Raw genomic sequence first — 24,197 nt, 5'->3', positions numbered from 1 at the left:
CGACCCGAGATCCGCACCGGCACCCGACCCGAGAGACCGTGAGGAACACCTGATGACCAACCCGTTCGAGAACCCCGAGGGCCTCTACCGCGTGCTCGTCAACGACGAGGGCCAGTACAGCCTGTGGCCGGACTTCGTCGACGTCCCGGCCGGCTGGACGGTCGCGCACGGCCCCGGCCCGCGCCAGGAGTGCCTGGACCACATCGAGACCAACTGGACGGACATGCGCCCCAAGAGCCTCGTGGAGAGCATGCGGCGGACCGGCTGACCCGGCGATGCTCTGTACGCGACTGACGAACGCGCGGTTCGTCACCATGGACCCGGCCCGTCCGGTCGCCCACGATCTCGGCATCTGGCGGGGCCGGATCGTGGGCCTGGACGAGGAGGTGACCGCGCTGCCCGCACGCCGGGTGGTCGACCTCCAAGGGGCCACTGTGCTCCCCGGGTTCATCGACAGCCATGTCCATCTCGCCTGGACCGGACTCAAGTCGGGCACACCGAGCATCGCGTCGTGCGCCACCGTGGAGGAGGTGCTCACCACTGTCGCCGGAGCCGCCGCGCAGGTCCCCGACGACGGCTGGGTGCACCTCGCGGGATACGACCAACGGGTCCTCGGCCGCCATCTGACCGCCGTGGAACTGGACAAGGCCGGCGCGGGCCGCAAGGTGTTCCTGATGCACGACTCGGGACACGGCTGCGTGGTCAGCACCGCCGTCCTCGACCTGCTGCCCGCGGGCATCGCGCACGAGGACGGCTTCCTCGCCGAGGGGGCGATGGGCGCCGCCCGGGCGCTGCGGCTGCCCCACGCGCAGGAGGAACTCGCGGGCGCCATCGGACGGGCGGCCCGCCAGTGCCTCGCCGAGGGCGTGACCGCCGTCGCCGAGGCGGGCATCGCGGGTGCGCTGTTCGGACACAGCCCGGTCGAGCTGGGCGCCTATCAACTCGCCCGCGACAAGGGCGTTTTGCCGCTGCGGGTGCAGCTCATGGTGGCCGCCGACCGACTGCACGAAGTCGCCGCCCATCCCTTTGACGGCATCCCGCGCGCCCTCGACCTCGGCCTGCGCACCGGGTTCGGAGACGCGTGGCTGTCCGTGGGAGCGCTCAAGATCTACACCGACGGCGGCATGATGGCCCGCACCGCCGCCCTGAGCAGCCCCTACGAAGGCCTCGACCACGCGGGCCAGTTGCAGGACGATCCCGAACTGCTCGCCGCTGCCATCGTCGACGGGCACCTGGCGGGATGGCAGCTCGCCGTCCACGCCATCGGCGACCGGGCGGCCGACGTCGCTCTCGACGCGCTCGAACACGCCCAGCGTTCACGCCCGCGCCCGGACGCCCGGCACCGCATCGAACACGCGGGCCTCATCCGCCCCGACCAACTGGAGCGGTTCGCGCGGCTCGGGGTGATCGCCGTGGTGCAGCCGAACTTCCTGCGGTCCTTCGGCGACGACTACGCCGCGATCATGGGGGAGGAGCGGGCGCCCTGGCTCTACCGGGGGAGGGGCTTCCTGGAGCACGGCGTCACCCTGGTCGGCAGCTCGGACCGGCCCGTCACCGACGGATCGCCTTTGCGCGCCGTCCAGTTCATGGTCGAGCGGGCCTCCGGCTCGGGGCGCACGATCGGCCCGGACGAGGGCATCACCGTGGACGAGGCGCTGCGCGCGTACACCGTCGCCGGGGCCCACGCCTGCCACTGGGAGGACAGCCTCGGCAGCCTGACCCCGGGCAAGTGGGCCGACCTGGCCGTGCTCGCGGACGATCCGCGAGCGGTCGACGTCTCGCGCATCGGCGCCATCGACGTGGTCGCGACCTACGTCGCCGGCCTGGACACCGAGGAGGCGACACCATGACCGCACAGGCCCACGACACCGACCGGCAAGCGGAGCCGGGGAGGCCACCCGACCCGCTCAGGTGGGTGATCTGGCACACCGCGACGGAGACGATCCTCTTCGACCGGGACCTCAACGGCCCCCTGTGGATCGAGGACGAGGCCGAGCTGCCGGAAATCCTCGGCAGAATGCGGGCCGCGGGTGTGCCGGAGAGCTTCGACTATCCGGGGCGCCCCTGCTCGTGACGCGGGCGCGGCTTCGGGTCACCCCGCGAACACGCGCCCTTCGTAAGGGACTTCACACGGGTTGTGCGGGAAGGCGACGGGGGAGGGTTCCTGGCCGGCTGCTTGGGTGCGGGGCCGCCGTGGCGGTCATCCGGTCCGGGGGGCGTCGTGACGGTCACCCGGTCAGCGGGTCTCCGTCCACCTGGAGGAGACGGTACCCGTGCCCGTACGACGTCCCGTTCCGGCGGGCCGACTTCGGAGTCCGGGCGCGGCGGGCCGCGAGGACGAGCGCGTTCACCTCGGGACGCCGCCGGCGCGCCTCGTCGAGGCGACGGCGCGACACGCCGACGAGCGCCGCCGCGGCGCCGACCGCCGCGCCCGCACGGATGACGGTGAGCAGTGTGCGCAGTTCGACCGGGGTCAGCGGGAGCGGCTTCTCGTCGGCGTGTCCGTGCGACCGGTTCAGGGTGGTGGCCGCGGAGAGGGCGGCGGCGAACGAGGGCTCCAGGAACTGCCAGTTGTGCAGGAGGCGTTCGGTGATCCCGGCCGCCGCCGCGCAGCCGGCCGCGTCCATGCCGAGAGTGGCGGCGCGCACCGCTTCCGCCATCCGGGTCAACGTCTCCTCGCGGAGGTTCGGTTCGCGCCCGAGCGCCACGAGGAGTTCCTGGTCGAGCCGGGCCTGCGCGTCGAGGTGCGTCAGGACGTCATCGGCCCAGGCGGCCAGCCGGGCGTCGGTGTCGATCGCTTCATCCACACCGAAATATTAGGTTAGCCTCACCTAAGTGTACAGCGGATGGTGGCGGGTCGTCCGCCCGGGAACTGACCGCTTCGCGTTCGACGTACCGACCGCTTCGCGCTCGACGTACTGACCGATCCGTGTATCGACGTATCGGCCGACCCCTTGGATCGACAGATCGACATTCTTGTCCCGTTCGGGCACGCTGAGGCGATGCGGACTCCCCGGCAGGCGGCCAGAGTTGTGGTGCTGGACCCCACCGGCGCCGTCTTCATGTTCCAGTACCACGAAGAGGGAACCGGCGCGCACTGGGCGCTGCCCGGCGGCGGACTGGACCCCGGTGAGACACCTCTCCAGGCTGCGCGGCGCGAACTGCGCGAGGAGACCGGGTGGGACGACATCCCGCTCGACGGCACGCTGTTGTGCCTGTGGGAACACGACTTCACCCGGATCGGCGTTCCCGTACGGCAGCGCGAGCACATCTTCCTCACCCGCGGGCCGCGCCGGGACCTGACCGGCGAAGTCGGCTGGTCGCGGGCCCCGGACGGGATTCCCCGGGCCAGATGGTGGCCGCCGGACGAACTGTCGGCGACCACCGAGACGGTGTGGCCCCCGCGGCTGGCGGACCTGCCGGCAGCCGTACGGCGCGACGGCCCGCCCACGGCACCCGTCGACCTGGGTCACGTGCCCACGGACCACCGCCCGGGCGCCGCCTGACCACGCAGCGGCGCGGAACCCGAGCGGCGACCGCGGCGTCCGGCCCGGCGTCCGTAGAACCCCGGCCGGCCACTCCCGAGCCCGGGCGATCACCTCGGAACCCGGGCGATCACCTCCGAACCCGGGCCGGCGACCCGCGACCCCACTCGGTGACCCCCGAACCGGGCACCGTCCCCGACCTGCGCCAGGCCCGAGCCCGGTCAGCGGTTCCCGAGCGCGCGGATCTCGGCGCTGATCAGCTCCGGGTCCTCCTCCGCCATGAAGTGCCCGCACGCCACCGTGCGATGCCGCAGGTCCGGGGCCCAGGCGCTCCACAGCTTCTCGGCCTGGTAGCCCAGCGCCGCGCCCCAGTCCTGCTGGAGCACGGTCACCGGCATGGCCAGGCCGTTCCCGGCGGCCCGGTCGGCGCTGTCGTGGTCGACGTCGATCCCGGCGGAGGCGCGGTAGTCGGCGACGATCGACGGCACCGCCCCGGCGCACGCGTCGAGATAGTGCCGGCGCACATCGGCGGGGAGGGCGCCGGGGTTCTCGGTCCACACGTCGAGGAAGTGCCCGAAGAACACGTCGGGCACCGCCTCGATCATCCGCTCGGGCAGGCCGGGCGCCTGCGCCATCAGATAGAGGTGGAAGCCGACCGCGGCCGACACACCGTGCAGGGCGTCCCACATGTCGAGGGTCGGCAGCACGTCGAGGAAGGCGGCGCGGGCCACCGCCCGGGGATGGTCGAGGGCGGCCCGGAAGGCGACGAGGGCGCCGCGGTCGTGGCCGACCAGATCGAAACGCTCGTGTCCGAGTTCCGCCGCGAGGCGGACGACGTCCCGGGCCATGGTGCGTTTGGCGTACACCTGGGGACCGGTCTCGGCGGGCTTGTCGCTGGCGCCGTACCCCCGAAGGTCGGGGCAGATGACCGTGTGGTCGGCGGCGAAGTCGGCGGCGACGTGCCGCCACATCAGGTGGGTCTGCGGAAAGCCGTGCAGCAGCACGACGGGCGAACCGGAGCCGCCGACGGCGGCGTGCAGGGTGACGCCGTCGTCGACCCGCACGCGGTGTCGCTCGAATCCGGGGATGCTCAGGGGTGTCACAACAGCTCCTGGTACTCGTGGCAGGGTTGGAGGCCCGGGACCGGACGACCAGGCAACCGCGCGCGGACACGCGGCCACGCGGACACGCCGACACGCGGGCACATGGGCACATGGGCCGGCCGTCGGCCGTCGGCGGGGACGGGTCCGCCGGGGTCGGGCCGGTCCGGGATCTCCCGGACGCCGTCCACCCTGCGGGTGCCGGATCAGCGATCGATGAGTGAGTGGCCCGGCGTCCGAGCCGGGGGCTCGCGGAAGGGCCGTTCGGGTGGGTGTGCAGTTCGGACTGCTGGGGCCGGTGGCCGCCTGGGACGACCAGGGCGCCCCGATGCCGGTCGGCGCGCCGCGCCACCGCGAGGTGCTGGCCAGACTCCTCGTGGTCCGCAACCGGGTCGTTCCGGTCGACCGGCTCGTCGCCGACCTCTGGGAGGACGAACCTCCCGTCGGCGCCGTCGGAGCCGTCCGCACCTTCGTCGCCGCGCTCCGCCGCGCCCTGGAACCCGGCCGCCCCACCCGCCGGCCGCCCTCCCTGCTGGTCACCCAGGGCCCCGGCTATCTGCTGCGCGTGAACCGGGACGCCGTGGACGCCGGGCGGTTCGAGGAGACGGCCGACCGGGCGGGGGCCGCCGCCCCGCACCGGGCCGTCGCGCTCTGGAACGAGGCGCTCGGCCTGTGGCGGGGGCCGGCGCTCGCCGACTTCCCCCAGGCCCGCTGGGCCGCACCGGAACGCGCCCGCCTGGAGTCCCTGCGCCTGCGGGCGGTGGAGGGCCGGGCCGACGCGCTGATCGCCACCGGGGCCGCCCGCGAGGCCGTGCCCGATCTGGAGTCCCACGTCACGGCCCACCCCTGGCGCGAGGACGGCTGGGCCCTGCTGGCCACCGCCCTCGACCGCTCCGGACGGCGCGGCGACGCGCTGGCGGTGCTGCGCCGCGCCCGGCAGACCCTCGCCGACGACCTGGGGATGGACCCCGGCCCGGCGCTCGCCCGGGTCGAGGAGCGCATCCTGAAGGGCACGGCAGGCGCCGGGACCGCCGAGGAGTCGGGCGCCGCGGACGGGGTGTGGGGCAGGACGGCCGCCGCGTGGGAGCGGTCCGTCCCGGCCCGGTCGCGGGCGCGGCTGCACGCCACCGCCGGCCTGCTGCGCGAGCTGGCGGTGACCGGCGCGGACGGTCTGGAGGAGGCCCGCGAGCACCGGGGAGCCGTCGTCGCGGCGGCCGGCGCCACCGGCGACGCGGAGCTGGCCGCCCGCGTCATCGGCTCCTACGACGTCCCGGCCGTGTGGACGCGCGCGGACGACCCGGCCGGCGCGGCGGAACTGGTCCGCGCCGCCGCCCGCAGCGCCGCGGCACTCGGCACCGGCGCGGCACCCGGCGCGCGGGCGCGCCTGCTGTCCGTCGTGGCCGTCGAGTCGCGCGGCGACGCCGCCGCCGACGGGCCGCTCCCGCTCGCCGGCGCCGAGCCCGCGGCCGAGCCCGCGGCCGAACCCTGGCGGACCCGCGCCGAACGGGCCGCCGGCGAGGCGGTCGAACTGGCCCGCGCCCTCGGCGACCCGGCCCTCCTGGCGTTCGCCCTGAACGGCGCCTTCATGCAGTCCTTCGGCCACTGCGGTCTCGCCACCCGGCGCGCCGCGCTCGGCACCGAACTCACCGAACTCGCCGCCGCACACGGACTTCCCGGCCACGAGATCCTCGGACGCCTCGTCCGGCTACAGGCGCTCGGCGCCCTGGGCGACCTGCCGGCGGCCGATCACGAGGCAGAGTTGGTCGACCGCCTGGCGGACCGTCATGAACGGCCGCTGGCACGGGTGTTCACCGCCTGGCACCGCTCCCTGCGCACCTGTGAGACCGACGGCTGGGAAGCCGCCCGGCCGCACTACGCCCGTGCGCTCGCCTCGACCGCCGACTGCGGCATGCCCGGCCTCGCCGCCGGCGCACCCACGCTGGTCGCCCTCGTCCCCGTCATGCGCGGCGGCGAACTCCCCGCTCCGGGAAGCTTCGACCACCTCGACCCCGGCCCCTACGAACCGTGGCTGCGGCCCCTGCTCCTGGCGGGCGCGGGCCGGACCGAGCAGGCCCGCCGGGCGCTGTCCGCCGTCCCCCGGCCGCCGCACGACCTGCTCCAGGAGGCTTTGTGGTGCCTGCTCGCCCGCGCGTCCGCCGCCGTCGGACACGCGCCGGTCCTGCGCCGCTCCCGCGACGAACTCGCCCGTGCGGCCACGGAGTTCGCCGGCGCGGGCAGCGGGCTGATCTCCTTCGGCCCGGTCGAACGGCACCTGCGCGCGGCGGACTCCGCGCTACGGGACCTCGACGCACCAGCGTGATCATTCCGGTTGCCGCGCCCGAACCCGACCTCCTACCGTGGACGGCGTGACGGACGAACCGACGCGCGCCGCGCGACTGCTCGACGCCCAGGCCAAGGCGGCCGCCCTGTTCGCGGAGATCGAGGCACGGCACCTGGTCGCCGCCGGCCAGGGCGAGCGCGCGGTGAGCGACCGGATCCGCGACCTGGCCAACGAGATGTTCGGCACCACCCACTACTGGCACAAGCGCATCGTGCGGTCCGGGCCGAACACCCTGCTGCCCTACCGGGAGAACCCGCCGGACCTCGTGATCGGCGCCGACGACATCGTCTTCGCCGACTTCGGGCCGATCTTCGAGGAGTTCGAGGCCGACTTCGGGCGGACCTTCGTCCTCGGCGACGACCCCGTCAAGCACCGTCTGCGCGACGACCTCGCGACCGTCTTCGCGGCGGGCCGCCGCGCCTTCGAGACCGACCCGGACATCACCGGAGAACAGCTCTACGCCGAGGTCGAACGGCTGGCCGCGGACGCGGGCTGGACGCTGGGCGGCTGGCACGCGGGCCACCTGGTCGGCGCCTTCCCGCCCGAACACAACGACTGGCAGGACGTCGACTCCCACATCGTCCCCGCCAACGACAAGCCGCTGCGCCGCACCGACCGGGCGGGACGTCTCCTCCACTGGATCCTGGAGATCCACCTGGTCGACCCGGACCACGGCTTCGGCGGCTTCTACGAACAACTCCTGGACCTCTGACCCCAGGGCGCACCCCCTCGGCCGGCCCCAGGGCGTGGCTCACGCCGAAATGTCCGTAACCGCGGGCAACACTGTTCCACCTGAGGGTCCTTGCTCTCTGGTGAGGGGTGGAGTCTGCGTGTAACGTCTCCGGCAGATGTCGTGGTTCGCAGTCCTCGCCCGCGCTTTGGTGCGGGCGTTTTGCTGTGCAGTGCCCGAGGACCAGGACGACCACCTCCGGGTCCGCGTGGTGCGGATCCGTCATTGAATTGAGAGGCATTGGCATGGCCAGCGGAACCGTCAAGTGGTTCAACGCCGAAAAGGGCTTCGGTTTCATCGCGCAGGACGGGGGCGGCCCCGACGTCTTCGCCCACTACTCCAACATCAACGCCACCGGCTTCCGTGAGCTCCAGGAGGGCCAGGCCGTGACGTTCGACATCACGCAGGGCCAGAAGGGCCCCCAGGCGGAGAACATCACCCCCGCCTGATCCCGGCATGACACCGGCACGGTGTCTCATGGAGCGTTCACGCCCGAGACACCGTGCCCGGCCGGCAACCCGGCACGGACCAGCACGACGGATCGGCGCGGAGAGTGGACGGACCAGTGGTGGGCGAGGAGTCGGGCCCGGTGGGCGGCTGTCTGGCCTGCGATCTGATGACGGGCGACGCCCCCCTGCCCGGCGGGACCGTCCTGCGTACGGACACGTGGGCGGTCGAGCACTGCGTGGGCCCGTTCGGCCTGGGAACGCTCGTCGTCAAGCCGGCACGGCACGTCCTGCACGTCGCCGGGCTGACGGCGGAGGAGTCCGCCGAACTGGGGCCCCTGCTGCGCCGGGTCAGCGCCGCTGTCACCACGGTCATGGACCCGGAACAGGTGTACGTCTGCCTGTGGTCGCACGCGGGCGGAGTCCCGGGCCACATCCACTTCGTCGTCCAGCCGGTCACCCGCGCGGACATGGACCGTCACGACACCTTCGGCCCCGCCCTGCAACTGGCCATGGGCAAGACCGGCGAACTGCCCGATCCCACCGCCGTCGAGCAGGTCTGCGACCGGCTCCGGCACCACCTCGGCCGCCCCGCCGACACCCGTACTTCCACGACGTAGACCCGCACCACCCCACCGCGCCGCCCCGGACCGGGAGCGCGGTTCCCGGGGCACGACGCCCCCGGTTCACCGATCTGGGCGACACGACGGCACGGCACCGGGCGCCCGCGACAACGCCGCCGGCGCCCGCCCTCTCGCCTCCCCCCCCCAGACCCGGTCGTCCGGGCGCGGAAGCACCCTCGTCACAACACCCTGCGCCTGCGCCCCAGCCACGTCTGCGCGATCACCACGACGGCCAGGAACGCCCCGCTGACGACCTGTTGGTAGGCCGAGTCCAGCGAGCCGATCTGGTTGATGACGTTCTGGATCACCTTCAGGAGCAGCACCCCGACCAGCGAGCCGCTGATGAAGCCGAACCCTCCGGTGAGCAGCGTGCCGCCGATCACGACCGCGGAGATCGCCTCCAGCTCCATCCCGGAGCCGAGGATCGTCACCCCCGACACCAGCCAGGCCGCGTTGAGCGCCCCGGCGAGTCCCGCGCACAGTCCGGAGAGCGTGTAGACGGAGATCTTCGTACGGGCCACGGGGGCGCCCATGAGCGCCGCCGCGTCCTCGTTCCCGCCGACCGCGTACACGTACTGCCCGAACCGGGTGCGGCGGAGGACGACCGCGCCGAGCACGAACAGGGCCAGCGTGATGTAGACGGGGACGCCGATGCCGAGGAAGGTGCCCTGCCCGAGCTTGGCGAAGAACGACCCCTTGTCCACCAGATAGGTCTTCGATCCCTCGTCGGTGACCGACAGCAGGATGCCCCGCGCGCCCAGCATGGAGGCGAGTGTCACGATGAAGGGGGCCAGCCGAGAGCGGGCGATCAGCAGGCCGTTGACCAGGCCGATCAGCCCGCAGACCGCCAGCGGCAGCAGGAGCGCGACCACCGTCCCGTACTGCGATCCCCAGGCCGCCAGGACCCCGCCGAGCGCGAACAGCGAGCCCACCGACAGATCGATGCCGCCGGTGATGATGACGAAGGTCATGCCCAGCGCGACCACGGCGAGGAAGGCCGAGGACAGCGCCATGTTCTCCAGGTTGTCCGACGTCAGGAAGGTGTCGAAGCTGAGCGTCGCGGCGATCATCGCCACCACCAGGGTGACCAGCGCGCCGTGCTGCTGGGCGAGCGCGCTGAGCCGCTCGGAGCGGGTGGCGCCGAGCGGCGCCTCCTCGGCCGTGGCCGTGCCGCTCACCGGAGTGTCCACGTCGGTCGTCATCGCTTTCCTCGTTCCCGTGCCGCGTAGACGGCGAGGACGATCACCACGGCCTGGGCGATCTGGGTCCACGACGGCGGCAGATCGTGCTTGATGAGCGTCGTGGTGAGCAACTGGATCAGGACGGCGCCGGCGACCGTGCCCCCGATGCGGACCCGGCCCCCGCTGAGCGGGGTGCCGCCGACGACGACCGCGGTGATCGCGGAGAGTTCCATCAGGTTCCCGAGCGACGTCGGGTCGCTCGCCGTCAGCCGCGCGGTGGCGAGGACGCCCGCGATCGCCGCGAGGACGCCCGAGCAGACGTACACGAGGATCAGGACGCGCCGCACCGGCAGCCCCGCCAGCTTGGCCGCCGGGCGGCTGTCGCCGATGGCGAGGAGCTGACGGCCGAAGGTCGTGCGCCGCACCACGAACGCGACGAGCAGGGCGAGCGCAGCCGCGATCAGCACGAGGTACGGGATGCCCAGGACATCGCCCGAGCCGAGATCCGCCATGGTCGGGTCGCGGACGTCCTTGAGCTGGGGGAGGAGCACCAGTGCGAGCCCGCGCCCCGCGACCATCAGGGCGAGCGTCGCGACGATGGGCTGGACGCCCACGAACGCGATGAGCGACCCGCTGGCGGCCCCGACGACGACACCGCCCACGAGGGCGATCAGGATCGCGAGCCACGGCCCGTACCCGAGATAGAGCGACAGCAGCGAGGTCGACAAGGCCATCACCGAGCCGACCGCCAGGTCGACGCCCTCGCTGCCGATGGCGAGCGCCATGCCGAGCGCCACGATCAGCACCGGGGCGACCTGGACCGCCTGGGTGCGGAAGTTCTCCGTGGACAGGAAGTGCGGGGTGAACACGGTGTTCACCAGGAGCAGCACCACGACGCCCAGATAGACGCCGTACTCCTGGAGCAGCCGCAGCAGGCGGTCGCGGTCCGCCGTCACCCGGCCGAGTGTCAGGTCAGTCATCATGGCCTCCCGGGCCGGTGCCGGCGGCGGTCGCCGAAGCCGGGGTCGCGGCGGGTGCCGCGGCGATGGCGCGCATCAGCCGGTCCTCGGTGACGGCGTCACCGGTCAGCTCCTCCACCACCGCTCCGTCCTTGAGGACGATCACCCGGTCGCTGCCCTCGATCAGTTCCTCCGGATCGGAGGAGATGAGCAGCACGCCGAGTCCGTCGTCGGCCAGTTCGTCGATCAGCTTCTGCACCTCCGCCTTGGCGCCGACGTCGATGCCCCGGGTCGGCTCGTCCAGCAGCAGGACCTTCGGCTGCATGGCCAGCCAGCGCGCCAGCAGCACCTTCTGCTGGTTGCCGCCGGACAGTTCGCCCACCTTCTGGTGCGGGCTCGCCGCCTTGATGCGCAGCCGCTTGATGAAGGTGTCCACGATCCGGTCGATCCGGGCCTCGTCCACCAGACCGAAGCGGGACAGGCCGGGCAGCGCGGCCAGCGCGATGTTCTCCCGCACGGACAGACCCGGCACGATGCCCTCGGCCTTGCGGTCCTCGGGCAGCAGACTGATGCCCGCCCGGATAGCGGCGGGCGTCGATCCGGTACGCACCCGCACCCCCGCCACCACGACCTGCCCGGAGTCGACGGGCAGCGCCCCCGCGATGGCCTTGGCGGTCTCGCTGCGGCCGGAGCCGAGCAGCCCGCCCAGCCCCACCACCTCGCCGGGACGCACCGACACCGACACCTTGTCCAGTTGATGACGGATCGTCAGTTCGCTTGCCTGGAGCACCGGTTCGGCCTCGGTGTCGTGACCGCCGGCGAACTTGGTCAGCCCGTCCTCCCGGACGTCCGAGATCTCCCGGCCCAGCATCAGCGCCACCAGCCGCAGCCGGTCGAGTTCGGCGATCGGACCCGTGTGCACGACCTTGCCGTCGCGCAGCACGGTGACCGCGTCGCAGATCTCGTACAGCTCGTCCAGCCGGTGGCTGACGTAGATCACCGCGATGCCCCGCTCGCGCAGCATCCGGATCACACCGAACAGCGTCCGCACCTCGCGCGGTTCGAGCGAGGAGGTCGGTTCGTCCATGATGACCACCCGGGCGTCGACCGAGACGGCGCGCGCCAGCGCCACCATCTGCTGGGCGCCGACGCCCAGTTCGCGCAGCGGACGCCGGACGTCCACCCGCAGCCCGAGGTCGCGCAGCGCCGTGTCCGCCTCCCGGTGCATACGCCGGAAGTCGATCAGCCCCAGCCGGTTCCGGGGCTCACGCCCGAGGAACAGGTTGCGCGCCACGGTCATCAGCGGGACGAGGTTGACCTCCTGGTAGATCGTGGAGATGCCCGCGTGCTGCGCCTGCAGCGGCGTGGCGAAGCGGACCGGGGCACCGTCGTACGTCACCTCGCCCTCGTCCGGCTGGTAGACGCCGGTGAGGACCTTGATGAGCGTGGACTTGCCCGCGCCGTTCTCCCCGATGAGCGCGTGCACCTCCCCGGCGCGGGCCGTGAAGTCCACCTGGGACAGGGCCCTCACGCCGGGGAAGGTCTTGGACAGACCGGCGACCGACAACATGTCAGAAGGCCTTGCCCAGGTCGGCCTTGGCGTTGTCCTTGGTGTACGCGCTGTCCTGGATCACGATGTCCTCGGAGACCTTCTCGCCCTTGGTGAAGGTGTCCAGCGTCTGGAAGGCGAGCGGACCGAACCGCGGGTTGGACTCGATGACCCCGTCGATCCAGCCGTCCACGATGCCCTGGACCGCGTTGCGGGTGCCGTCGATCGTCACGATCTTCACCGCGCCCGGCTGCTTGCCCGCGCCCTTGAGGGCGTTGACCGCGCCGAGGCCCATCTCGTCGTTCTCGGCGTAGATGCCGGTGATACCGGGCTTGGACTGGATCAGGTTCTCGGTGACCGACTGGCCCTTCTCCCGGGCGAAGTCACCGGTCTGCTTGAAGACGATCTTCAGGTCGGGAGCCTTCTCCTTGATGCGGTCCTCGAAGCCCTTGGTGCGCTCGGTCGTGACGTTGTTGCCCGCCGCGCCGAGCAGGATGGCGATCTCGCCCTTCCCGCCGGTCGACTCGATCATCTGGTCCGCGGCCCGCTTGCCCTGCTCCACGAAGTCGGAGCCGATGAAGCTCACGTAGTCCTTGCAGGCGGTGGCGTTGATCTTGCGGTCGATGGTGATGATCGGGATGTGCTTGGCCGAGGCCGAGCGCAGCACCGGCTCCCAGCCGTCCGAGTTGAGCGGCGCGATGACCAGCAGGTCGGCGCCCTTGGCGATGAGGTCCTGGACGTCGCTGATCTGCTTGGAGAACTGCGACTGGGCGTTGGCCGTCAGCAGCTTGACGCCCTGCTTCTTCGCCTCGGCCTTGATGGAGGCGGTCTCGGCGATCCGGAAGGGGTTGGCCTCCTTCTCGGACTGCGAGAAGCCGACCGTGGCCGACTTCAGGTCGATCTTCTTCGCGCCGTAGGCGTCGATGGCACAGGTCGGCCCCGAACCCGTCGACGGAGAGGCGACGACCTGTCCCTGGCCGTCCTGGCTCGCGGAACTCTTGTCCGAGTCGGACTTGTCGTCCTCCGACTTCGCGCATCCGGAGACGAGCGCGAGGCTCGTGATGAGGCCGGTGGCGAGAAGGGTCCTGGCGGTGGTGCGGTGGCGTGGTGCGAGCGGCTTCATGGAGTCCCCAAACGGCGCGGCCCCGGCGCTCGATGCGCTCCCGGGGATGATCGGCTCTTGCGGTCAACTCTGCGTACTTGGCGTTCCGGGGAGGTTTTTACATCGTTGGAAGAGGGCTGTAAAGCCCTCCTTCCGAAATCCCCTCAGCGCCGCCCCAGCGTGCTCTCGCGTTCCACCAGCCGGAAATCCGCGGTCAGTTCACGCCCGCCGGGCTCCGTGCGGCCCGAGAGACTGCGCAGCAGCGAGGCCACCGCCATCCGCGCGATAGCCTGCTTGTCCGGCGAGACCGTCGTCAGCGTGACGGCCCCGAACCGGCCCTCCTCGATGTCGTCGAACCCGACCACCGCCACGTCCCACGGCACCCGCAGTCCGCGCTCGTGCAGCACCCGCATCGCACCGATCGCGACCAGGTCGTTGTACGCGAACACCGCGTCCGGGCGCACCCCCGAGTCCAGCAGATGGGCCATGCCCCGGGCGCCCTCCTCCCGGTCCCAGCCGCCGACCGGCACCACCAGGTCGTCCGGCGCCGGAATCCCGGCCTCCGTCAGCTCCTCGCGCCAGCCCGCGAGGCGCAGATGGGCCGGCCGGTTGGCGGAGTCGGTGCGGGCGCCGAGGTAGGCGATCCGCGAGCGCCCCCGGCTCAGCAGATGGCGTACCGCACTCCGCGCCGCGGCCACGTTGTCGATGGCGATGTGGTCGTAGGGCACCTCGTACTCGCGCTCGCCGAGGAGCACGAGCGGCACGTCGTCCGTCCGCGACTGGAGATCCTCGGCCTCCAGCTCCAGCGGGCTGAGGATCAGTCCGTCGATGACGTTGGCCCGGAAGCCCTGACTGACCAGCACCTCCTGCTCACGGACCCCGCGGGTGTGGTCGAGGAGCACGGTGAACTCGTGCTCGGCCGCCGCGTCGATGACCGCCCCGGCCAGCTCCGCGAAGTACGGGTTGCCCAGTTCGGGAATGGCGAGGGCGATGATGCCCGTGCGGCCTTTGCGCAGGTGGCGGGCCGTGAGGTTCGGCCGGTAGCCCAGCTCGTCGATGGCCTCCTGGACCCGGGCGCGCATCGCCGGGGTGACGTGCGGATAGTTGTTCACGACGTTCGAAACCGTCTTGATCGAGACGCCGGCCCGTTCGGCGACGTCCTTCAGGCTGACCCGCAAGGGATCTCCTCTTCATCGATGTGCGCCGCAGCCACCTGGGTGTTTGTCATGACCCTGGACAGCGGCCGGGACCCGTGCTGTGATGCCAACTCCCGTTCCTTCCAACGTTGTACAGACTGAAGCAACGAGCCGCCACCCTTCCTCAGCCAAGGAGGATCCGTGCGCATCAGCAGACTCCGAACCCGACTGGCACTCCTGGTCGTCGCGCTGCTCGGCCTGGCCGGACTGACCGCCGTCCCCGCCGCGACAGCCGCCGACGACCCCGTGGAGGTCCACGGCCTCAAGGGCGAGTACTACACCCAGTCCGCCCCCGGCGCCTTCGACTTCGACCAGCTCAAGGCCACCGGCCTCGACACCAACCTCGACTTCGACAACCTGGAGCCCCGACTCGCCTTCGCCACCGGCCGGTCGGACGACGTCAACGTCCGCTGGACCGGCAAGATCGTGCCGGAGAAGACCGGCGCCCACACCTTCTCGGCCATCGGCGACAACGGCTTCCGGGTGTGGATCGACGGACACCTCACCATCGACCACTGGGTCGACGACTGGGACAAGGAACAGACCTCCCAGCCGGTCGACCTGACCGCCGGACAGGCCTACGACATCAAGGTCGAGTACTTCGAGCACTTCGGCGGCTCCAACCTCCACCTGCGCTGGACCCCGCCGGGCGGCACCAAGACGGCCGTACCGCAGTCCGCCTTCCGGCTCCCCGACGGCTACGCCTACGACGGTGCCATCGCGACCACGGTCGAGAAGGGCGGACGCACCCTGCGCCTGGACTTCGCCCAGGCCCTGGCAGCGCCCCCGGCCGGCCTCACCGACCACATCGAGGCCGTCATCGGCGGCGCCAAGTGGCCGCTGGGCACGGCGAAACTCGACCCCGCCGACCCCAAGACCCTGATCGTCGGCCTCAAGGAACCCGTCGTCGGCAACAAGACCGGCACCGCCCGCGGCACCGCCGACCTGCGCTACGACGGAAAGGGCGGCCTCTCCGGCAAGGACGGCAACGTTGTCAGCGCCTTCTGGAGCAGCGGCCCGAACCACTCCACCTACCAGTTGCGCACCAAGTGGGCGGACGAGGTCGGACCGGCCAACGCCCTTCCCGAGTACCCCCGCCCGCAGCTCACCCGGGACGACTGGCGCAACCTGAACGGCTCCTGGCAGTTCGCCGCCGCGGGCGCCGGCGAGAAGCCGCCGGTGGGCAGGAACCTCGCCGAGAAGATCCTCGTGCCCTACCCGGTGGAGTCCCAGCTCTCCGGCATCGAGCGCCACGAGGACCGCATGTGGTACCGCCGCACCTTCACCGTCCCGGCCGGCTGGAAGATCGGCTCCGGCAAGCGCCTCCAGCTCAACTTCGGCGCCGTCGACTGGCGGGCCGAGGTCTACGTGAACGGCACCAAGGTCGCCGAACACCAGGGCGGCTACGACAAGTTCAGCGCCGACGTCACCGCCGCGCTCAAGCCCGGCCGCACCCAGGAACTCATCGTCGGCGTCTACGACCCCACCGACGCGCAGAACGGGGAGAACCCGCCGGTCGGCAAGCAGCGCCTCGACCCCAGCGGCATCTGGTACACCCCGTCCTCCGGCATCTGGCAGACGGTGTGGATGGAACCGGTGGCCGCCGACCACGTCGACTCGCTCAAGCTCACCCCCGACGTCCCGAACAGCCGGCTGACCGTCGAGCCGCAGGGCGTCAGGAGCGGACTGCCGGTCACGGCCACCGCGTACGCCGGACACCGCAAAGTTGCCACCGCGACCGGCCGCACCGGACAGCCCCTCACCCTGAAGATCACCGACCCGCACCTGTGGTCGCCGGACGACCCGTTCCTCTACGACCTGAAGGTCTCCGTCGGAGCCGACCGCGTCGGCAGCTACTTCGGAATGCGGTCGATCGCCGTGCAGAAGGTGAACGGCACCCCGCGCACGGTCCTCAACGGCAAGCCCGTCTTCATGATGGCCACCCTCGACCAGGGATTCTGGCCCGACGGCCTGCACACCGCGCCGACCGACGACGCGCTGGCCTACGACCTGAAGGCGCACAAGCAGATGGGCTTCAACGCCGTCCGCAAGCACATCAAGGTGGAACCCGACCGCTGGTTCTACTGGGCGGACCGGCTCGGCCTCATGGTCTGGCAGGACATGCCCGCCATGACCGCCGGAGTGAACCCCGACGCCGCCTCCCGCGCCGAGTACGAGCGCGAGATGAAGCAGATGATCGACGAGCACATCAGCAGCCCGTCCGTCGTCATGTGGGTGACCTTCAACGAGGGCTGGGGCCAGTACGACGAGGCCCGCATCGCCGACCAGGCCAAGTCCTGGGACCCGACCCGCCTCGTCAACTCGATGTCCGGCATCAACCTCGGCGTCGACGGAGGCACCGGCGACATCATCGACGAGCACGGCTACCCGAGCCCCGCGCTCCCGCCGAACCCCGACGGGAAACGGGCCCTGGTCAGCGGCGAGTACGGCGGCCTCGGCCTCGCGGTCCCCGGCCACGCCTGGTCCGTCCAGCAGTCCTACGTCGACGTCGACCCCGCGACGTACACGGACGACTACCTCGCCCGGCTGGCCGAGGTGCGCCAACTGGCCTGCAAGGGCGGCAACGGCGCCGTCTACACCCAGATATCCGATGTCGAGGGCGAGTTGAACGGACTCGTCACCTACGACCGCAAGGTGGTCAAGCCCGATGTGCGGCGTCTGAAGGCCGCCCACACCGCGCTGATCCACGACGCGTCACAGCCGACACCCGCCGGCTGCTCCTGACGGACGGGGCGCACACACCTCCCCGCGGTACGTGTGCGCCCCGCCCCGACCCGCCGCGGGGTCGCACCCGCGAAGGGGCCGCCTCCGGTACGGGGGGAGGCGGCCCCTTTCCCGGATCACGACCCGCCGTTCACTCGGCCCCGCCCGGCACGTCGGGCGGGGCCGCCGACGGTCGGCACGGCTACTGTCGGCGCCATGGAAGGTGATGATCGCCAGGGCTGGCGCGCGTGTGTGCTCAGCGGTGTCGTGTTCGCCGTGTGCATGGCCGGCACCACCCTGCCCACCCCGCTGTACGGCCTCTACCAGGACAAGTTCGGCTTCTCCGAGCTGACGGTCACCGTGGTGTACGCGGTGTATGCCTTCGGGGTCATCGGCGTACTGCTCCTCGCGGGCAACGCCTCGGACCAGGTCGGCCGCCGCCCCGTCCTGCTCTGCGGCCTCGGTTTCGCCGCGCTGAGCGCCGTCTGCTTCCTGTGCGCCACCGGCCTCGGCTGGCTCTACGCCGGACGGCTGCTGTCGGGCCTGTCCGCCGGCCTGTTCACCGGAGCCGCCACGGCGTACGTGATGGAACTGGCCCCGCGCGGCGGCTCGGCCCGGGCCACCTTCGTGGCGACCGCCGCCAACATGGGCGGCCTGGGCTGCGGCCCGCTGCTCGCCGGGCTGCTGGCCCAGTTCGCGCCCTGGCCGCTGTACCTCCCGTTCGTCGTCCACCTCGCCCTGGCGGCCTGCTCGGTCGCCGTCGTGCTGTGGCTGCGGGAGACCGTGGGGGAGCCGGGCCCGCTGCGCGGCGTACGACCGCACCGGCCCCGGCTGCCCCGGCAGGTGCGGGCCGTGTTCGGGCCGCCCGCCGTCGCCGCGTTCGTGGGGTTCGCGCTCTTCGGCGTGTTCACCTCGGTCAGCCCCGCGTTCCTCGCCGAGTCCCTCCACGTCACCGACCACGCCGTGACCGGACTGGTCGTCGCGCTCGCCTTCTTCGCCTCGACCGCCGGGCAGCTCGCCGTCGGCCGGGTCGGCCCGACCCGGGCACTCCCGCTGGGCTGCGCCGCCCTCCTCGTCGGCCTGGCCCTCCTGGCGGCCGCCCTGCGCTGGGACCTGCTGGCCCTCGTCGTCCTGAGCGCACTGGTCGGCGGGACCGGACAGGGACTCGCCTTCCGCGGCGCCCTGTCCACCGTGGCCGGCGCGTCCCCCGCCGACCACCGCGCGGCCGTCATCTCCGCCCTGTTCGTGGTCGCCTACACGGGCATCTCGCTGCCGGTGATCGGCGTGGGACTCCTGGTGGGCCCCATCGGCCTGGAGGGAGCGGGCCTGGTGTTCATCGCCTGCATGGCGGTCCTGGTCTCCGCCGCGGGCGTCTACCTGCTCCGCCGCCCGGCCGCGCCGAACGACTGACGCTCGCCTGCCGCCCAGCCCCGCGTGCCGCCGTACGGGGTGGGCGCGTCAGGCCTGGAACTCGGTGAGGTCGATGGCGTGCACGGTCAGCGGGAAGCCGTACTGCGGGTGCTCCACCTCGCGCTCCGGCTTCATGCCGAGCTTGCGGATCACGTTCTCCGAGGCCTCGTTGCCCAGGCGGTTGACGCTGACGACACGGTCGAGGTTACGGTCCTGGAGCGCGAACTCCAGTGTGGCGTGGGCGGCTTCGGAGGCGTAGCCCTGACCCCAGAACGGGGTGCCGAACCGCCAGCTGACCGCCACCTCGGAGGCCAGCTCCGGCAGAAAGCCGGGCACGGACAGTCCCGCGAAGCCGGCCAGCTCACCGGAGGCCAGCAGTTCGACCGCGAACAGGCCGAAGCCCTCGTCGTCCCACTCGTCCTCCCACCGCTCGATCTCCTCGGCCGTCTCGTCGAGGCTCAGCACCGAGCCGTCGTCGATCCAGCGCATGACCTGCGGGTCCGCGTTGATCTCCGCCATCGGGGCGAGGTCGTCGTCGGTCCAGCGGCGGAGCAGCAGGCGGGGGGTGCGGATCTCGGTCATGGGCCCATCTTGCCCGACGCGCGGACCACCCGAGCGCCACGGCCTCCCGGACCGGGGCCGGTGAACGCCCATGTCACCGGCCGCTTCCTGCCATCCTGGACCCCCGCACCCGCCGAGAGGACGTCATGCCGAAGGACCCCTCAAGGCGCTGGTGCTGGGCGGCGGGGCGGTGGCCTTGTACGCGCTGGGGCGCCACCTCGCCGGGATCGTCCTCGGCGTCGTCGTGGTCGCGAACACGGCGATCGCGGAAACCGTCCGCCGCACTCCGCCCGGCCGCGTGCGCCCGTAGTTTCGGACCCCCGAGCGGGGGCAACCGCCCGTCATGGAGACCAACGAGGGTACGCAGGAAGCGGTCGAGACCCAGGGGGACGAGCATCACGTCCTCCTCAGCGCCGACACCAACGGCGACGGCAAGACCGATGTCTGGATGACCGACACCACGGGCGACGGCAAGGCCGACCTGTACCAGTTCGACACCACCGGCGACGGCGAGATCGACGTCACGATGGTCGAGCGCGCCGACGAGCCGGGCGTGGACCGGGTCGTGGTCGAGGGCGACGGCGGCCACCCGCTGGAGAGCTGAGCGCCGGCAGCCGCCTTCGGGATGGCCCTGCGACGGCCCGGGCACCCGGGGCGGACCGGTCAGGGCGTGCCGGTGAGGGGCCGCAGCACCGCCGCGCCCGCCCGCAGCAGGGCGGACACCGGCGGCCCGGCCCAGCGCGTCACCTCGCGGGAGACCGCGGGGTCGAGTTCGATCGTCACGCGGACGTACCGCAGGTCGAGGCGGGTGACCGGGCCGGGGCGCGGTGCGGCGGCGTCCGGTTCCCGGCGCAGGGCCGCGCGGTAGGTGTCCTTGCGCTGGTTCACTTCGTTTCCTGACGCTTGACGAGTTCGTCCGCGAGGTCCATGTACGCCGAGCCCTTCACTTCGACCGGGCTGCCGAACGACTGGGCGTACAGGTCGAGACGGGGGATGTGGGTGGCCAGTACGTCGAAGCCGCGCTCGGTGAGCGCCTCGCGGGCGTCGGCGTCCGGCCCCGTCCGGGTGGCGTCGGGACGGTTCGTACGGTTCAGCAGCACGGCGGAGCGGGCCGGCTGAGCGCGCAGCGACTGCACATCGCCCATCTCGCCGCCGATCGGCGCCATCCGGTCCAGCTCGATGGGGGAGGGCGTGACGGGGACGATCCACTCGCTCGCGTACCGCATGACGCCGCGGGCGATGTGGGCGTGGTCCTCCATCTGCGGGGCGTCGAAGACCACGGCACGCCGGTCGCCGAGGAAGTCGTTCACCCGCCGGTGTACGTCCCCCACGGGCAGCGAGAACACCGGGAACGGGAAACCGCCCGCCAGTTCGCTCCAGCGCAGCGCCGAGGACGCGGGGTCGCTGTCCACCAGCAGAGGTGAGTACCCCGACTCGTGCAGCGCGTGCGCCAGCCACACCGCGCTCGTCGTCTTGCCCACTCCGGGTTTCAGGTTCACAAAGGCATAGCTCATCGACACAGGACGCGACGCTAGTGAGCGCGGGGGAGCACCACCGCCGAGGCGGGGCGCATCGCCGTGCCGTTCACCCTGGGGCGCCCTCGAATCATCCCGATGGATCAACGCCGTGTCCGGTGGGAACGGCCGACACCCCGCGGGGTGAGACGGGTCCGCCGTATCTCGTGATCGACCGCGGTGGTGTGCGGGGCGCCGTGCGGGTACCCGGGGAGTCCGTGATGATCGAAAGGGGCGGCGGTTACCGCCCCGGCTCGTCACGAGGAGCATCCCGGCCCAGCACGCAGTCGACGGAGTGGTGATCTGATGGAGCTGAATCTCGACGGACGAACGGCGCTCGTCACCGGCTCGACGCAGGGGATCGGCGCGGCGATCACGCGGGGACTCGCCCGCGCCGGTGCCCGCGTCGGGATCAACGGGCGCGACCCCGGACGGGTGGAGGAGGCGCTCGCCCAGGCGCGCGAGGACGTCCCGGAGGCGGACCTCGTCGCCGTCGCCGCCGACCTCGGCACGCAGCAGGGGGCGGACAGGGCCCGGGAGGTCCTTCCCGAGGTGGACATCCTCGTCAACAACCTCGGTGTCTTCGGCGCCCAGCCGGCGCTGGAGATCAGTGACGACGAGTGGCGGCGCTACTTCGAGATCAACGTCCTCGCCGCCGTCCGGCTCACCCGCATGTACCTGCCGGGCATGATGTCCCGGGGCTTCGGCCGCGTCCAGTACATCGCCAGCGACTCGGCCGTGGCCATCCCGGCCGAGATGATCCACTACGGCATGTCCAAGACGGCCCTGCTCGCCGTGAGCCGCGGATTCGCCAAGGAGGCCGCGGGCACCGGCGTCACGGTCAACTCCGTCATCGCCGGACCGACCCACACCGGCGGCGTCGAGGACTTCGTCTACGAACTGGTGGACCGCGACCTGCCCTGGGACGAGGCACAACGCGCCTTCATGCGCGAACACCGGCCGCACTCCCTGCTGCAACGCCTCATCGAACCCGAGGAGATCGCGAACCTCGTGGTCTACCTCAGCTCGAACCAGGCATCCGCGACGACGGGGGGCGCGGTACGCGTGGACGGCGGTTACGTGGACTCGATCCTGCCGTAGGGGGCCGGGGGGCTCGCCATGGCACGTCGGTGGTGGCGGACGCGGCTCAGGAGTACGCGGACTCGACCAGCCGTGCCAGGTTGGCCAGCGCCATGCGGGTTCCGGTCTCGTTGTCCCCGGGCGGGACCGCGTCCGGGACCCCCTCGTGCACCATGACGACCTCGGTACCGCTGCCGCCGGCCGTTTCCGTCAGATACGTGGAGATGACCATCTCGCCGGCGAGAGCGGGATCGGCCGTCTCGAACTCGATCACCTCCACCACCCGCTCGTCGGGGACCAGTTCCCTGAAGTGGCCGTGGTAGGTGTCGGTGCGGCCCTCCGACTTGCCGGTGGCGTTCGGCGCGTCGTACGTGAGGGACACCCGGAACGCCCCGCCCTCGCGGGCGTCGAAGGCATGCACCTCGGCCCGCATGCCGTCCGGCGTCCGCCACCGCGCGACCGCGTCCGCGTCCAGAAGCGCCCGGTAGACAGCGGCCCGGGAGGCGTTCACGCGGCCGGTCACTCGCGTCGTATACACGCGACCCAGGCTACTCAGGGCACCCCGGGAGAGCGGCGTTTGGCAACGCGGGCCCGCCGGGGAAGTCGCAGGGACCGGCGGGCCGGTCAGCGGATTCCGGTGTGCCGTGCCTGAGCGGTGACCCCGTGCAGGTCGCCGGTGACCGGGTCGCCGTGCCCCGGCAGCAACACCGTCGCACCCAGACCATCGATACGGTCCAGCGCGGCCAGGGCGGCCCGGCTGTCGTGCGTGAACCCGCGGCAGACCAGTGCGGGACCGGTGTGACCGGTCAGCCCGTCATGGGTGACCAGGGCGTCTCCCGTGAACAGCAGGCCCCGCTCGGGGAAGAAGTACCCGACGCTGCCCGGCGTGTGCCCAGGCAGCGCCACGGCCAGCGGAGCGCCCGGCACCTCCTCCAGCCGCCGGTCCGGGCCGAAGACCCGCGTGTCGGGAACGGCGGGAGCGGTGAAGGCGCCCGTGCGGGCCAGGTGCAGCGGCGTGGCCAGCGCCCCCGGCCTGCGCAGGAGGTAGGGAAGCGCGGAGCGCTCGGGCCTGGCGTGGCGCAGGGCGCTGCGCGGTCCGTCGCGCAGGATGGCCGCGTCTGCCTCGTGCACCCAGACGTCCGCACCGGCCCGCTGGACGGTCCGCGCGAGACCGGTGTGGTCGGGATGCCCGTGGGTCAGGAGCACGGCGCGGATCTCGGCGAGGGAGCGCCCGGTCGCGGCCAGGTGGTCGCGCAGTCCCGCCCGATGGGCCGGCAGACCGGCGTCGATCAGTACGAGGCCGGCGGGGTCCTCGACCAGGTAGAAGTTGACGACGTGGTCGCCGAGGCGGTGGACACCCGGTGCGACCTGCCGGGCAGTGGGACGGGGCATGCGGGCCTCCGGTGGCGGGGAGCGGAACACTTTCGATACAGTCGACTGTAACCGAATGGGGAGGGGGTGCGCCGGATGGTGAGCGACCCACCGCGCCGGGCCTACGACGGTGGCCGGCGGCGCGCCGCCGCCCGCCGCAATCGTGCCCAAGTGCTGGACGCCTGCCGGGAGTTGCTGTTCCAGGAGGGCTATCAGGCGACGACCGTCCGTGCCGTCGCGGACCGCGCGGGCGTCTCGGCCGAAACCGTGTACAAGGCGTTCGGCGGAAAGGCCGGCCTGGTCAAGGCCCTCTGGGACATCACCCTGGCCGGCGACGACGACCCCGTGGCCATGGCCGAGCGCTCCCAGCTCCGGGAGGTGTGGGCGACGGGCGATCCGCGCGCCAAGCTCCGGCTCTACGCGGCCTTCGTCCGCGGGGTGCACGAACGGCTCGCCGCGCTGTCCGCCCTGCTCGTACAGGCCGGCCCCGCCGTGGGCGAGGTGCTGGAGACCGCCGAGCGCGAACGTCTGACCGGCGTCACCGCTTTCGTCACCCACCTCGCCGACTCCGGCGCCCTGCGGCCCGACGCCGACCGGGCCCACCTCGCGGACTCCGTCTGGACCCTGACCGGACCGGGCCCGTACACCCAGCTGACGTCCGGGCGCGGCTGGCCCGCGGACACCTACGAGACCTGGCTCACCGGGCTGCTGGCCGCGACTCTTCTGGGCACTCCGGGGGCCTCGTCCGGCCACGGCTAGCGGTGGCCGCCGAACCGGGAGCCGGACGCCGTGGATGTGGAGGTGGCCACGGGCCTGGACGGCATG

Annotated in this window: 26 protein-coding genes; 14 read left to right on the top strand and 12 right to left on the bottom strand. The window is 72.2% G+C overall.

The genetic code is table 11. The annotated features are described in order from the left end of the window. Positions 1-52 precede the first annotated feature (52 nt). The 3 genes from AB0912_RS06675 to AB0912_RS06665 are packed head-to-tail and all read left to right on the top strand — an operon-like array spanning position 53 to position 2,074. Complete coding sequence (locus AB0912_RS06675) at positions 53-268, top strand: MbtH family protein (RefSeq protein WP_366696862.1); 216 nt, start codon at positions 53-55, stop codon at positions 266-268. A gap of 7 nt (positions 269-275) precedes the next feature. After that, complete coding sequence (locus AB0912_RS06670) at positions 276-1,850, top strand: amidohydrolase (RefSeq protein WP_366696861.1); 1,575 nt, start codon at positions 276-278, stop codon at positions 1,848-1,850. Continuing rightward, positions 1,847-2,074, top strand: a complete 228-nt coding sequence (locus AB0912_RS06665; protein WP_366696860.1) for a hypothetical protein — start codon at positions 1,847-1,849, stop codon at positions 2,072-2,074. Before AB0912_RS06670 ends, AB0912_RS06665 begins: the two co-directional genes overlap by 4 nt. 154 nt (positions 2,075-2,228) lie before the next feature. On the opposite strand, the gene AB0912_RS06660 is transcribed toward AB0912_RS06665, so the two are convergent. Continuing rightward, complete coding sequence (locus AB0912_RS06660) at positions 2,229-2,807, bottom strand: hypothetical protein (protein WP_366696859.1); 579 nt, start codon at positions 2,805-2,807, stop codon at positions 2,229-2,231. Between the two features lie 195 nt (positions 2,808-3,002). On the opposite strand from AB0912_RS06660, the gene AB0912_RS06655 reads away from it, so the two are divergent. Then, entirely contained in the window at positions 3,003-3,506 is a 504-nt protein-coding gene (locus AB0912_RS06655; RefSeq protein WP_366696858.1) for an NUDIX domain-containing protein, read from the top strand. Between the two features lie 200 nt (positions 3,507-3,706). Here AB0912_RS06655 and AB0912_RS06650 read toward each other — a convergent pair whose 3' ends face one another. Further along, positions 3,707-4,588 (bottom strand): alpha/beta hydrolase, encoded by an 882-nt coding sequence (locus AB0912_RS06650; protein WP_366696857.1) that lies wholly within the window; start codon positions 4,586-4,588, stop codon positions 3,707-3,709. A 265-nt stretch (positions 4,589-4,853) separates the two neighbouring features. On the opposite strand from AB0912_RS06650, the gene AB0912_RS06645 reads away from it, so the two are divergent. The 4 genes from AB0912_RS06645 (at position 4,854) to AB0912_RS06630 (ending at position 8,722) form a co-directional block, all read left to right on the top strand. Next, positions 4,854-6,905 (top strand): BTAD domain-containing putative transcriptional regulator, encoded by a 2,052-nt coding sequence (locus tag AB0912_RS06645; RefSeq protein WP_366696856.1) that lies wholly within the window; start codon positions 4,854-4,856, stop codon positions 6,903-6,905. A 46-nt stretch (positions 6,906-6,951) separates the two neighbouring features. After that, on the top strand, positions 6,952-7,638 hold the full coding sequence (locus tag AB0912_RS06640) for a M24 family metallopeptidase (RefSeq protein WP_366696855.1): 687 nt from the start codon (positions 6,952-6,954) through the stop codon (positions 7,636-7,638). 263 nt (positions 7,639-7,901) lie between these two features. Then, complete coding sequence (locus tag AB0912_RS06635; protein WP_037622929.1) at positions 7,902-8,105, top strand: cold-shock protein; 204 nt, start codon at positions 7,902-7,904, stop codon at positions 8,103-8,105. 104 nt (positions 8,106-8,209) lie between these two features. Continuing rightward, the gene (locus tag AB0912_RS06630; protein WP_366696854.1) at positions 8,210-8,722 is read left to right on the top strand and encodes a hypothetical protein; all 513 of its coding nucleotides are present in this window, start codon (positions 8,210-8,212) and stop codon (positions 8,720-8,722) included. Between the two features lie 182 nt (positions 8,723-8,904). Here the strand turns inward: AB0912_RS06630 and AB0912_RS06625 are convergent, their stop codons facing one another. The 5 genes from AB0912_RS06625 to AB0912_RS06605 form a co-directional block, all read right to left on the bottom strand. After that, entirely contained in the window at positions 8,905-9,927 is a 1,023-nt protein-coding gene (locus AB0912_RS06625; RefSeq protein ID WP_366696853.1) for an ABC transporter permease, read from the bottom strand. Continuing rightward, a complete protein-coding gene (locus AB0912_RS06620; protein ID WP_366696852.1) occupies positions 9,924-10,886 on the bottom strand; it encodes an ABC transporter permease in 963 nt (320 codons plus the stop codon). The genes AB0912_RS06625 and AB0912_RS06620 overlap by 4 nt, the downstream gene beginning before the upstream one ends. Continuing rightward, a complete protein-coding gene (locus tag AB0912_RS06615) occupies positions 10,879-12,435 on the bottom strand; it encodes a sugar ABC transporter ATP-binding protein (RefSeq protein WP_366696851.1) in 1,557 nt (518 codons plus the stop codon). The genes AB0912_RS06620 and AB0912_RS06615 overlap by 8 nt, the downstream gene beginning before the upstream one ends. A gap of 1 nt (position 12,436) precedes the next feature. After that, on the bottom strand, positions 12,437-13,537 hold the full coding sequence (locus AB0912_RS06610) for an ABC transporter substrate-binding protein (protein WP_366696850.1): 1,101 nt from the start codon (positions 13,535-13,537) through the stop codon (positions 12,437-12,439). A 143-nt stretch (positions 13,538-13,680) separates the two neighbouring features. Next, entirely contained in the window at positions 13,681-14,694 is a 1,014-nt protein-coding gene (locus AB0912_RS06605; RefSeq protein ID WP_366696849.1) for a LacI family DNA-binding transcriptional regulator, read from the bottom strand. 159 nt (positions 14,695-14,853) lie between these two features. Between AB0912_RS06605 and AB0912_RS06600 the strand changes: the two genes are divergently transcribed. Together AB0912_RS06600 and AB0912_RS06595 are read left to right on the top strand one after the other, a co-directional pair. After that, on the top strand, positions 14,854-17,457 hold the full coding sequence (locus AB0912_RS06600) for a PA14 domain-containing protein (RefSeq protein WP_366696848.1): 2,604 nt from the start codon (positions 14,854-14,856) through the stop codon (positions 17,455-17,457). Positions 17,458-17,652: 195 nt separating this feature from the next. Continuing rightward, positions 17,653-18,846 carry an MFS transporter gene (locus tag AB0912_RS06595; RefSeq protein WP_366696847.1) on the top strand — a complete coding sequence of 398 codons (1,194 nt, stop codon included), beginning with the start codon at positions 17,653-17,655 and terminating at the stop codon, positions 18,844-18,846. 48 nt (positions 18,847-18,894) lie between these two features. On the opposite strand, the gene AB0912_RS06590 is transcribed toward AB0912_RS06595, so the two are convergent. Beyond that, a complete protein-coding gene (locus AB0912_RS06590) occupies positions 18,895-19,428 on the bottom strand; it encodes a GNAT family N-acetyltransferase (RefSeq protein WP_366696846.1) in 534 nt (177 codons plus the stop codon). A 70-nt stretch (positions 19,429-19,498) separates the two neighbouring features. Here AB0912_RS06590 and AB0912_RS06585 point away from each other — a divergent pair, with 70 nt between their 5' ends. Continuing rightward, positions 19,499-19,717 carry a hypothetical protein gene (locus AB0912_RS06585; protein ID WP_366696845.1) on the top strand — a complete coding sequence of 73 codons (219 nt, stop codon included), beginning with the start codon at positions 19,499-19,501 and terminating at the stop codon, positions 19,715-19,717. A 33-nt stretch (positions 19,718-19,750) separates the two neighbouring features. After that, the gene (locus AB0912_RS06580) at positions 19,751-20,011 is read left to right on the top strand and encodes a hypothetical protein (protein ID WP_366696844.1); all 261 of its coding nucleotides are present in this window, start codon (positions 19,751-19,753) and stop codon (positions 20,009-20,011) included. 59 nt (positions 20,012-20,070) lie between these two features. Here the strand turns inward: AB0912_RS06580 and AB0912_RS06575 are convergent, their stop codons facing one another. Further along, positions 20,071-20,295: a hypothetical protein gene (locus AB0912_RS06575; RefSeq protein WP_366696843.1), complete on the bottom strand. Its 225-nt coding sequence runs from the start codon at positions 20,293-20,295 to the stop codon at positions 20,071-20,073. Beyond that, the gene (locus tag AB0912_RS06570) at positions 20,292-20,921 is read right to left on the bottom strand and encodes a ParA family protein (protein ID WP_366696842.1); all 630 of its coding nucleotides are present in this window, start codon (positions 20,919-20,921) and stop codon (positions 20,292-20,294) included. Before AB0912_RS06570 ends, AB0912_RS06575 begins: the two co-directional genes overlap by 4 nt. A 306-nt stretch (positions 20,922-21,227) precedes the next feature. On the opposite strand from AB0912_RS06570, the gene AB0912_RS06565 reads away from it, so the two are divergent. Next, the gene (locus AB0912_RS06565) at positions 21,228-22,022 is read left to right on the top strand and encodes an SDR family oxidoreductase (RefSeq protein ID WP_366696841.1); all 795 of its coding nucleotides are present in this window, start codon (positions 21,228-21,230) and stop codon (positions 22,020-22,022) included. Between the two features lie 46 nt (positions 22,023-22,068). Here the strand turns inward: AB0912_RS06565 and AB0912_RS06560 are convergent, their stop codons facing one another. Further along, positions 22,069-22,539, bottom strand: a complete 471-nt coding sequence (locus AB0912_RS06560; protein WP_366696840.1) for an SRPBCC family protein — start codon at positions 22,537-22,539, stop codon at positions 22,069-22,071. 86 nt (positions 22,540-22,625) lie between these two features. Next, positions 22,626-23,393 carry an MBL fold metallo-hydrolase gene (locus AB0912_RS06555; RefSeq protein ID WP_366696839.1) on the bottom strand — a complete coding sequence of 256 codons (768 nt, stop codon included), beginning with the start codon at positions 23,391-23,393 and terminating at the stop codon, positions 22,626-22,628. Positions 23,394-23,468: 75 nt separating this feature from the next. Here AB0912_RS06555 and AB0912_RS06550 point away from each other — a divergent pair, with 75 nt between their 5' ends. Continuing rightward, a complete protein-coding gene (locus tag AB0912_RS06550; protein ID WP_366696838.1) occupies positions 23,469-24,131 on the top strand; it encodes a helix-turn-helix domain-containing protein in 663 nt (220 codons plus the stop codon). Positions 24,132-24,197 lie beyond the last annotated feature (66 nt).

Source organism: Streptomyces sp. NPDC007084, from assembly GCF_040703595.1.
In the GTDB taxonomy this organism is placed as follows: domain Bacteria; phylum Actinomycetota; class Actinomycetes; order Streptomycetales; family Streptomycetaceae; genus Streptomyces.
Note: the sequence above shows the minus strand (reverse complement) of the source record. Positions and strands in the feature narration are given on the sequence as shown.

Bases quoted from the DNA above. Each gene is read 5' to 3' on its own strand.
- AB0912_RS06675 (WP_366696862.1), top strand. From the start codon at position 53: ATGACCAACCCGTTCGAGAACCCCGAGGGCCTCTACCGCGTGCTCGTC.
- AB0912_RS06670 (WP_366696861.1), top strand. From the start codon at position 276: ATGCTCTGTACGCGACTGACGAACGCGCGGTTCGTCACCATGGACCCG.
- AB0912_RS06665 (WP_366696860.1), top strand. From the start codon at position 1,847: ATGACCGCACAGGCCCACGACACCGACCGGCAAGCGGAGCCGGGGAGG.
- AB0912_RS06655 (WP_366696858.1), top strand. From the start codon at position 3,003: ATGCGGACTCCCCGGCAGGCGGCCAGAGTTGTGGTGCTGGACCCCACC.
- AB0912_RS06635 (WP_037622929.1), top strand. From the start codon at position 7,902: ATGGCCAGCGGAACCGTCAAGTGGTTCAACGCCGAAAAGGGCTTCGGT.
- AB0912_RS06625 (WP_366696853.1), bottom strand. From the start codon at position 9,927: ATGACGACCGACGTGGACACTCCGGTGAGCGGCACGGCCACGGCCGAG.
- AB0912_RS06620 (WP_366696852.1), bottom strand. From the start codon at position 10,886: ATGACTGACCTGACACTCGGCCGGGTGACGGCGGACCGCGACCGCCTG.
- AB0912_RS06615 (WP_366696851.1), bottom strand. From the start codon at position 12,435: ATGTTGTCGGTCGCCGGTCTGTCCAAGACCTTCCCCGGCGTGAGGGCC.
- AB0912_RS06610 (WP_366696850.1), bottom strand. From the start codon at position 13,537: ATGAAGCCGCTCGCACCACGCCACCGCACCACCGCCAGGACCCTTCTC.
- AB0912_RS06595 (WP_366696847.1), top strand. From the start codon at position 17,653: ATGGAAGGTGATGATCGCCAGGGCTGGCGCGCGTGTGTGCTCAGCGGT.
- AB0912_RS06590 (WP_366696846.1), bottom strand. From the start codon at position 19,428: ATGACCGAGATCCGCACCCCCCGCCTGCTGCTCCGCCGCTGGACCGAC.
- AB0912_RS06585 (WP_366696845.1), top strand. From the start codon at position 19,499: ATGTCACCGGCCGCTTCCTGCCATCCTGGACCCCCGCACCCGCCGAGA.
- AB0912_RS06580 (WP_366696844.1), top strand. From the start codon at position 19,751: ATGGAGACCAACGAGGGTACGCAGGAAGCGGTCGAGACCCAGGGGGAC.
- AB0912_RS06570 (WP_366696842.1), bottom strand. From the start codon at position 20,921: ATGAGCTATGCCTTTGTGAACCTGAAACCCGGAGTGGGCAAGACGACG.
- AB0912_RS06565 (WP_366696841.1), top strand. From the start codon at position 21,228: ATGGAGCTGAATCTCGACGGACGAACGGCGCTCGTCACCGGCTCGACG.
- AB0912_RS06555 (WP_366696839.1), bottom strand. From the start codon at position 23,393: ATGCCCCGTCCCACTGCCCGGCAGGTCGCACCGGGTGTCCACCGCCTC.
- AB0912_RS06550 (WP_366696838.1), top strand. From the start codon at position 23,469: ATGGTGAGCGACCCACCGCGCCGGGCCTACGACGGTGGCCGGCGGCGC.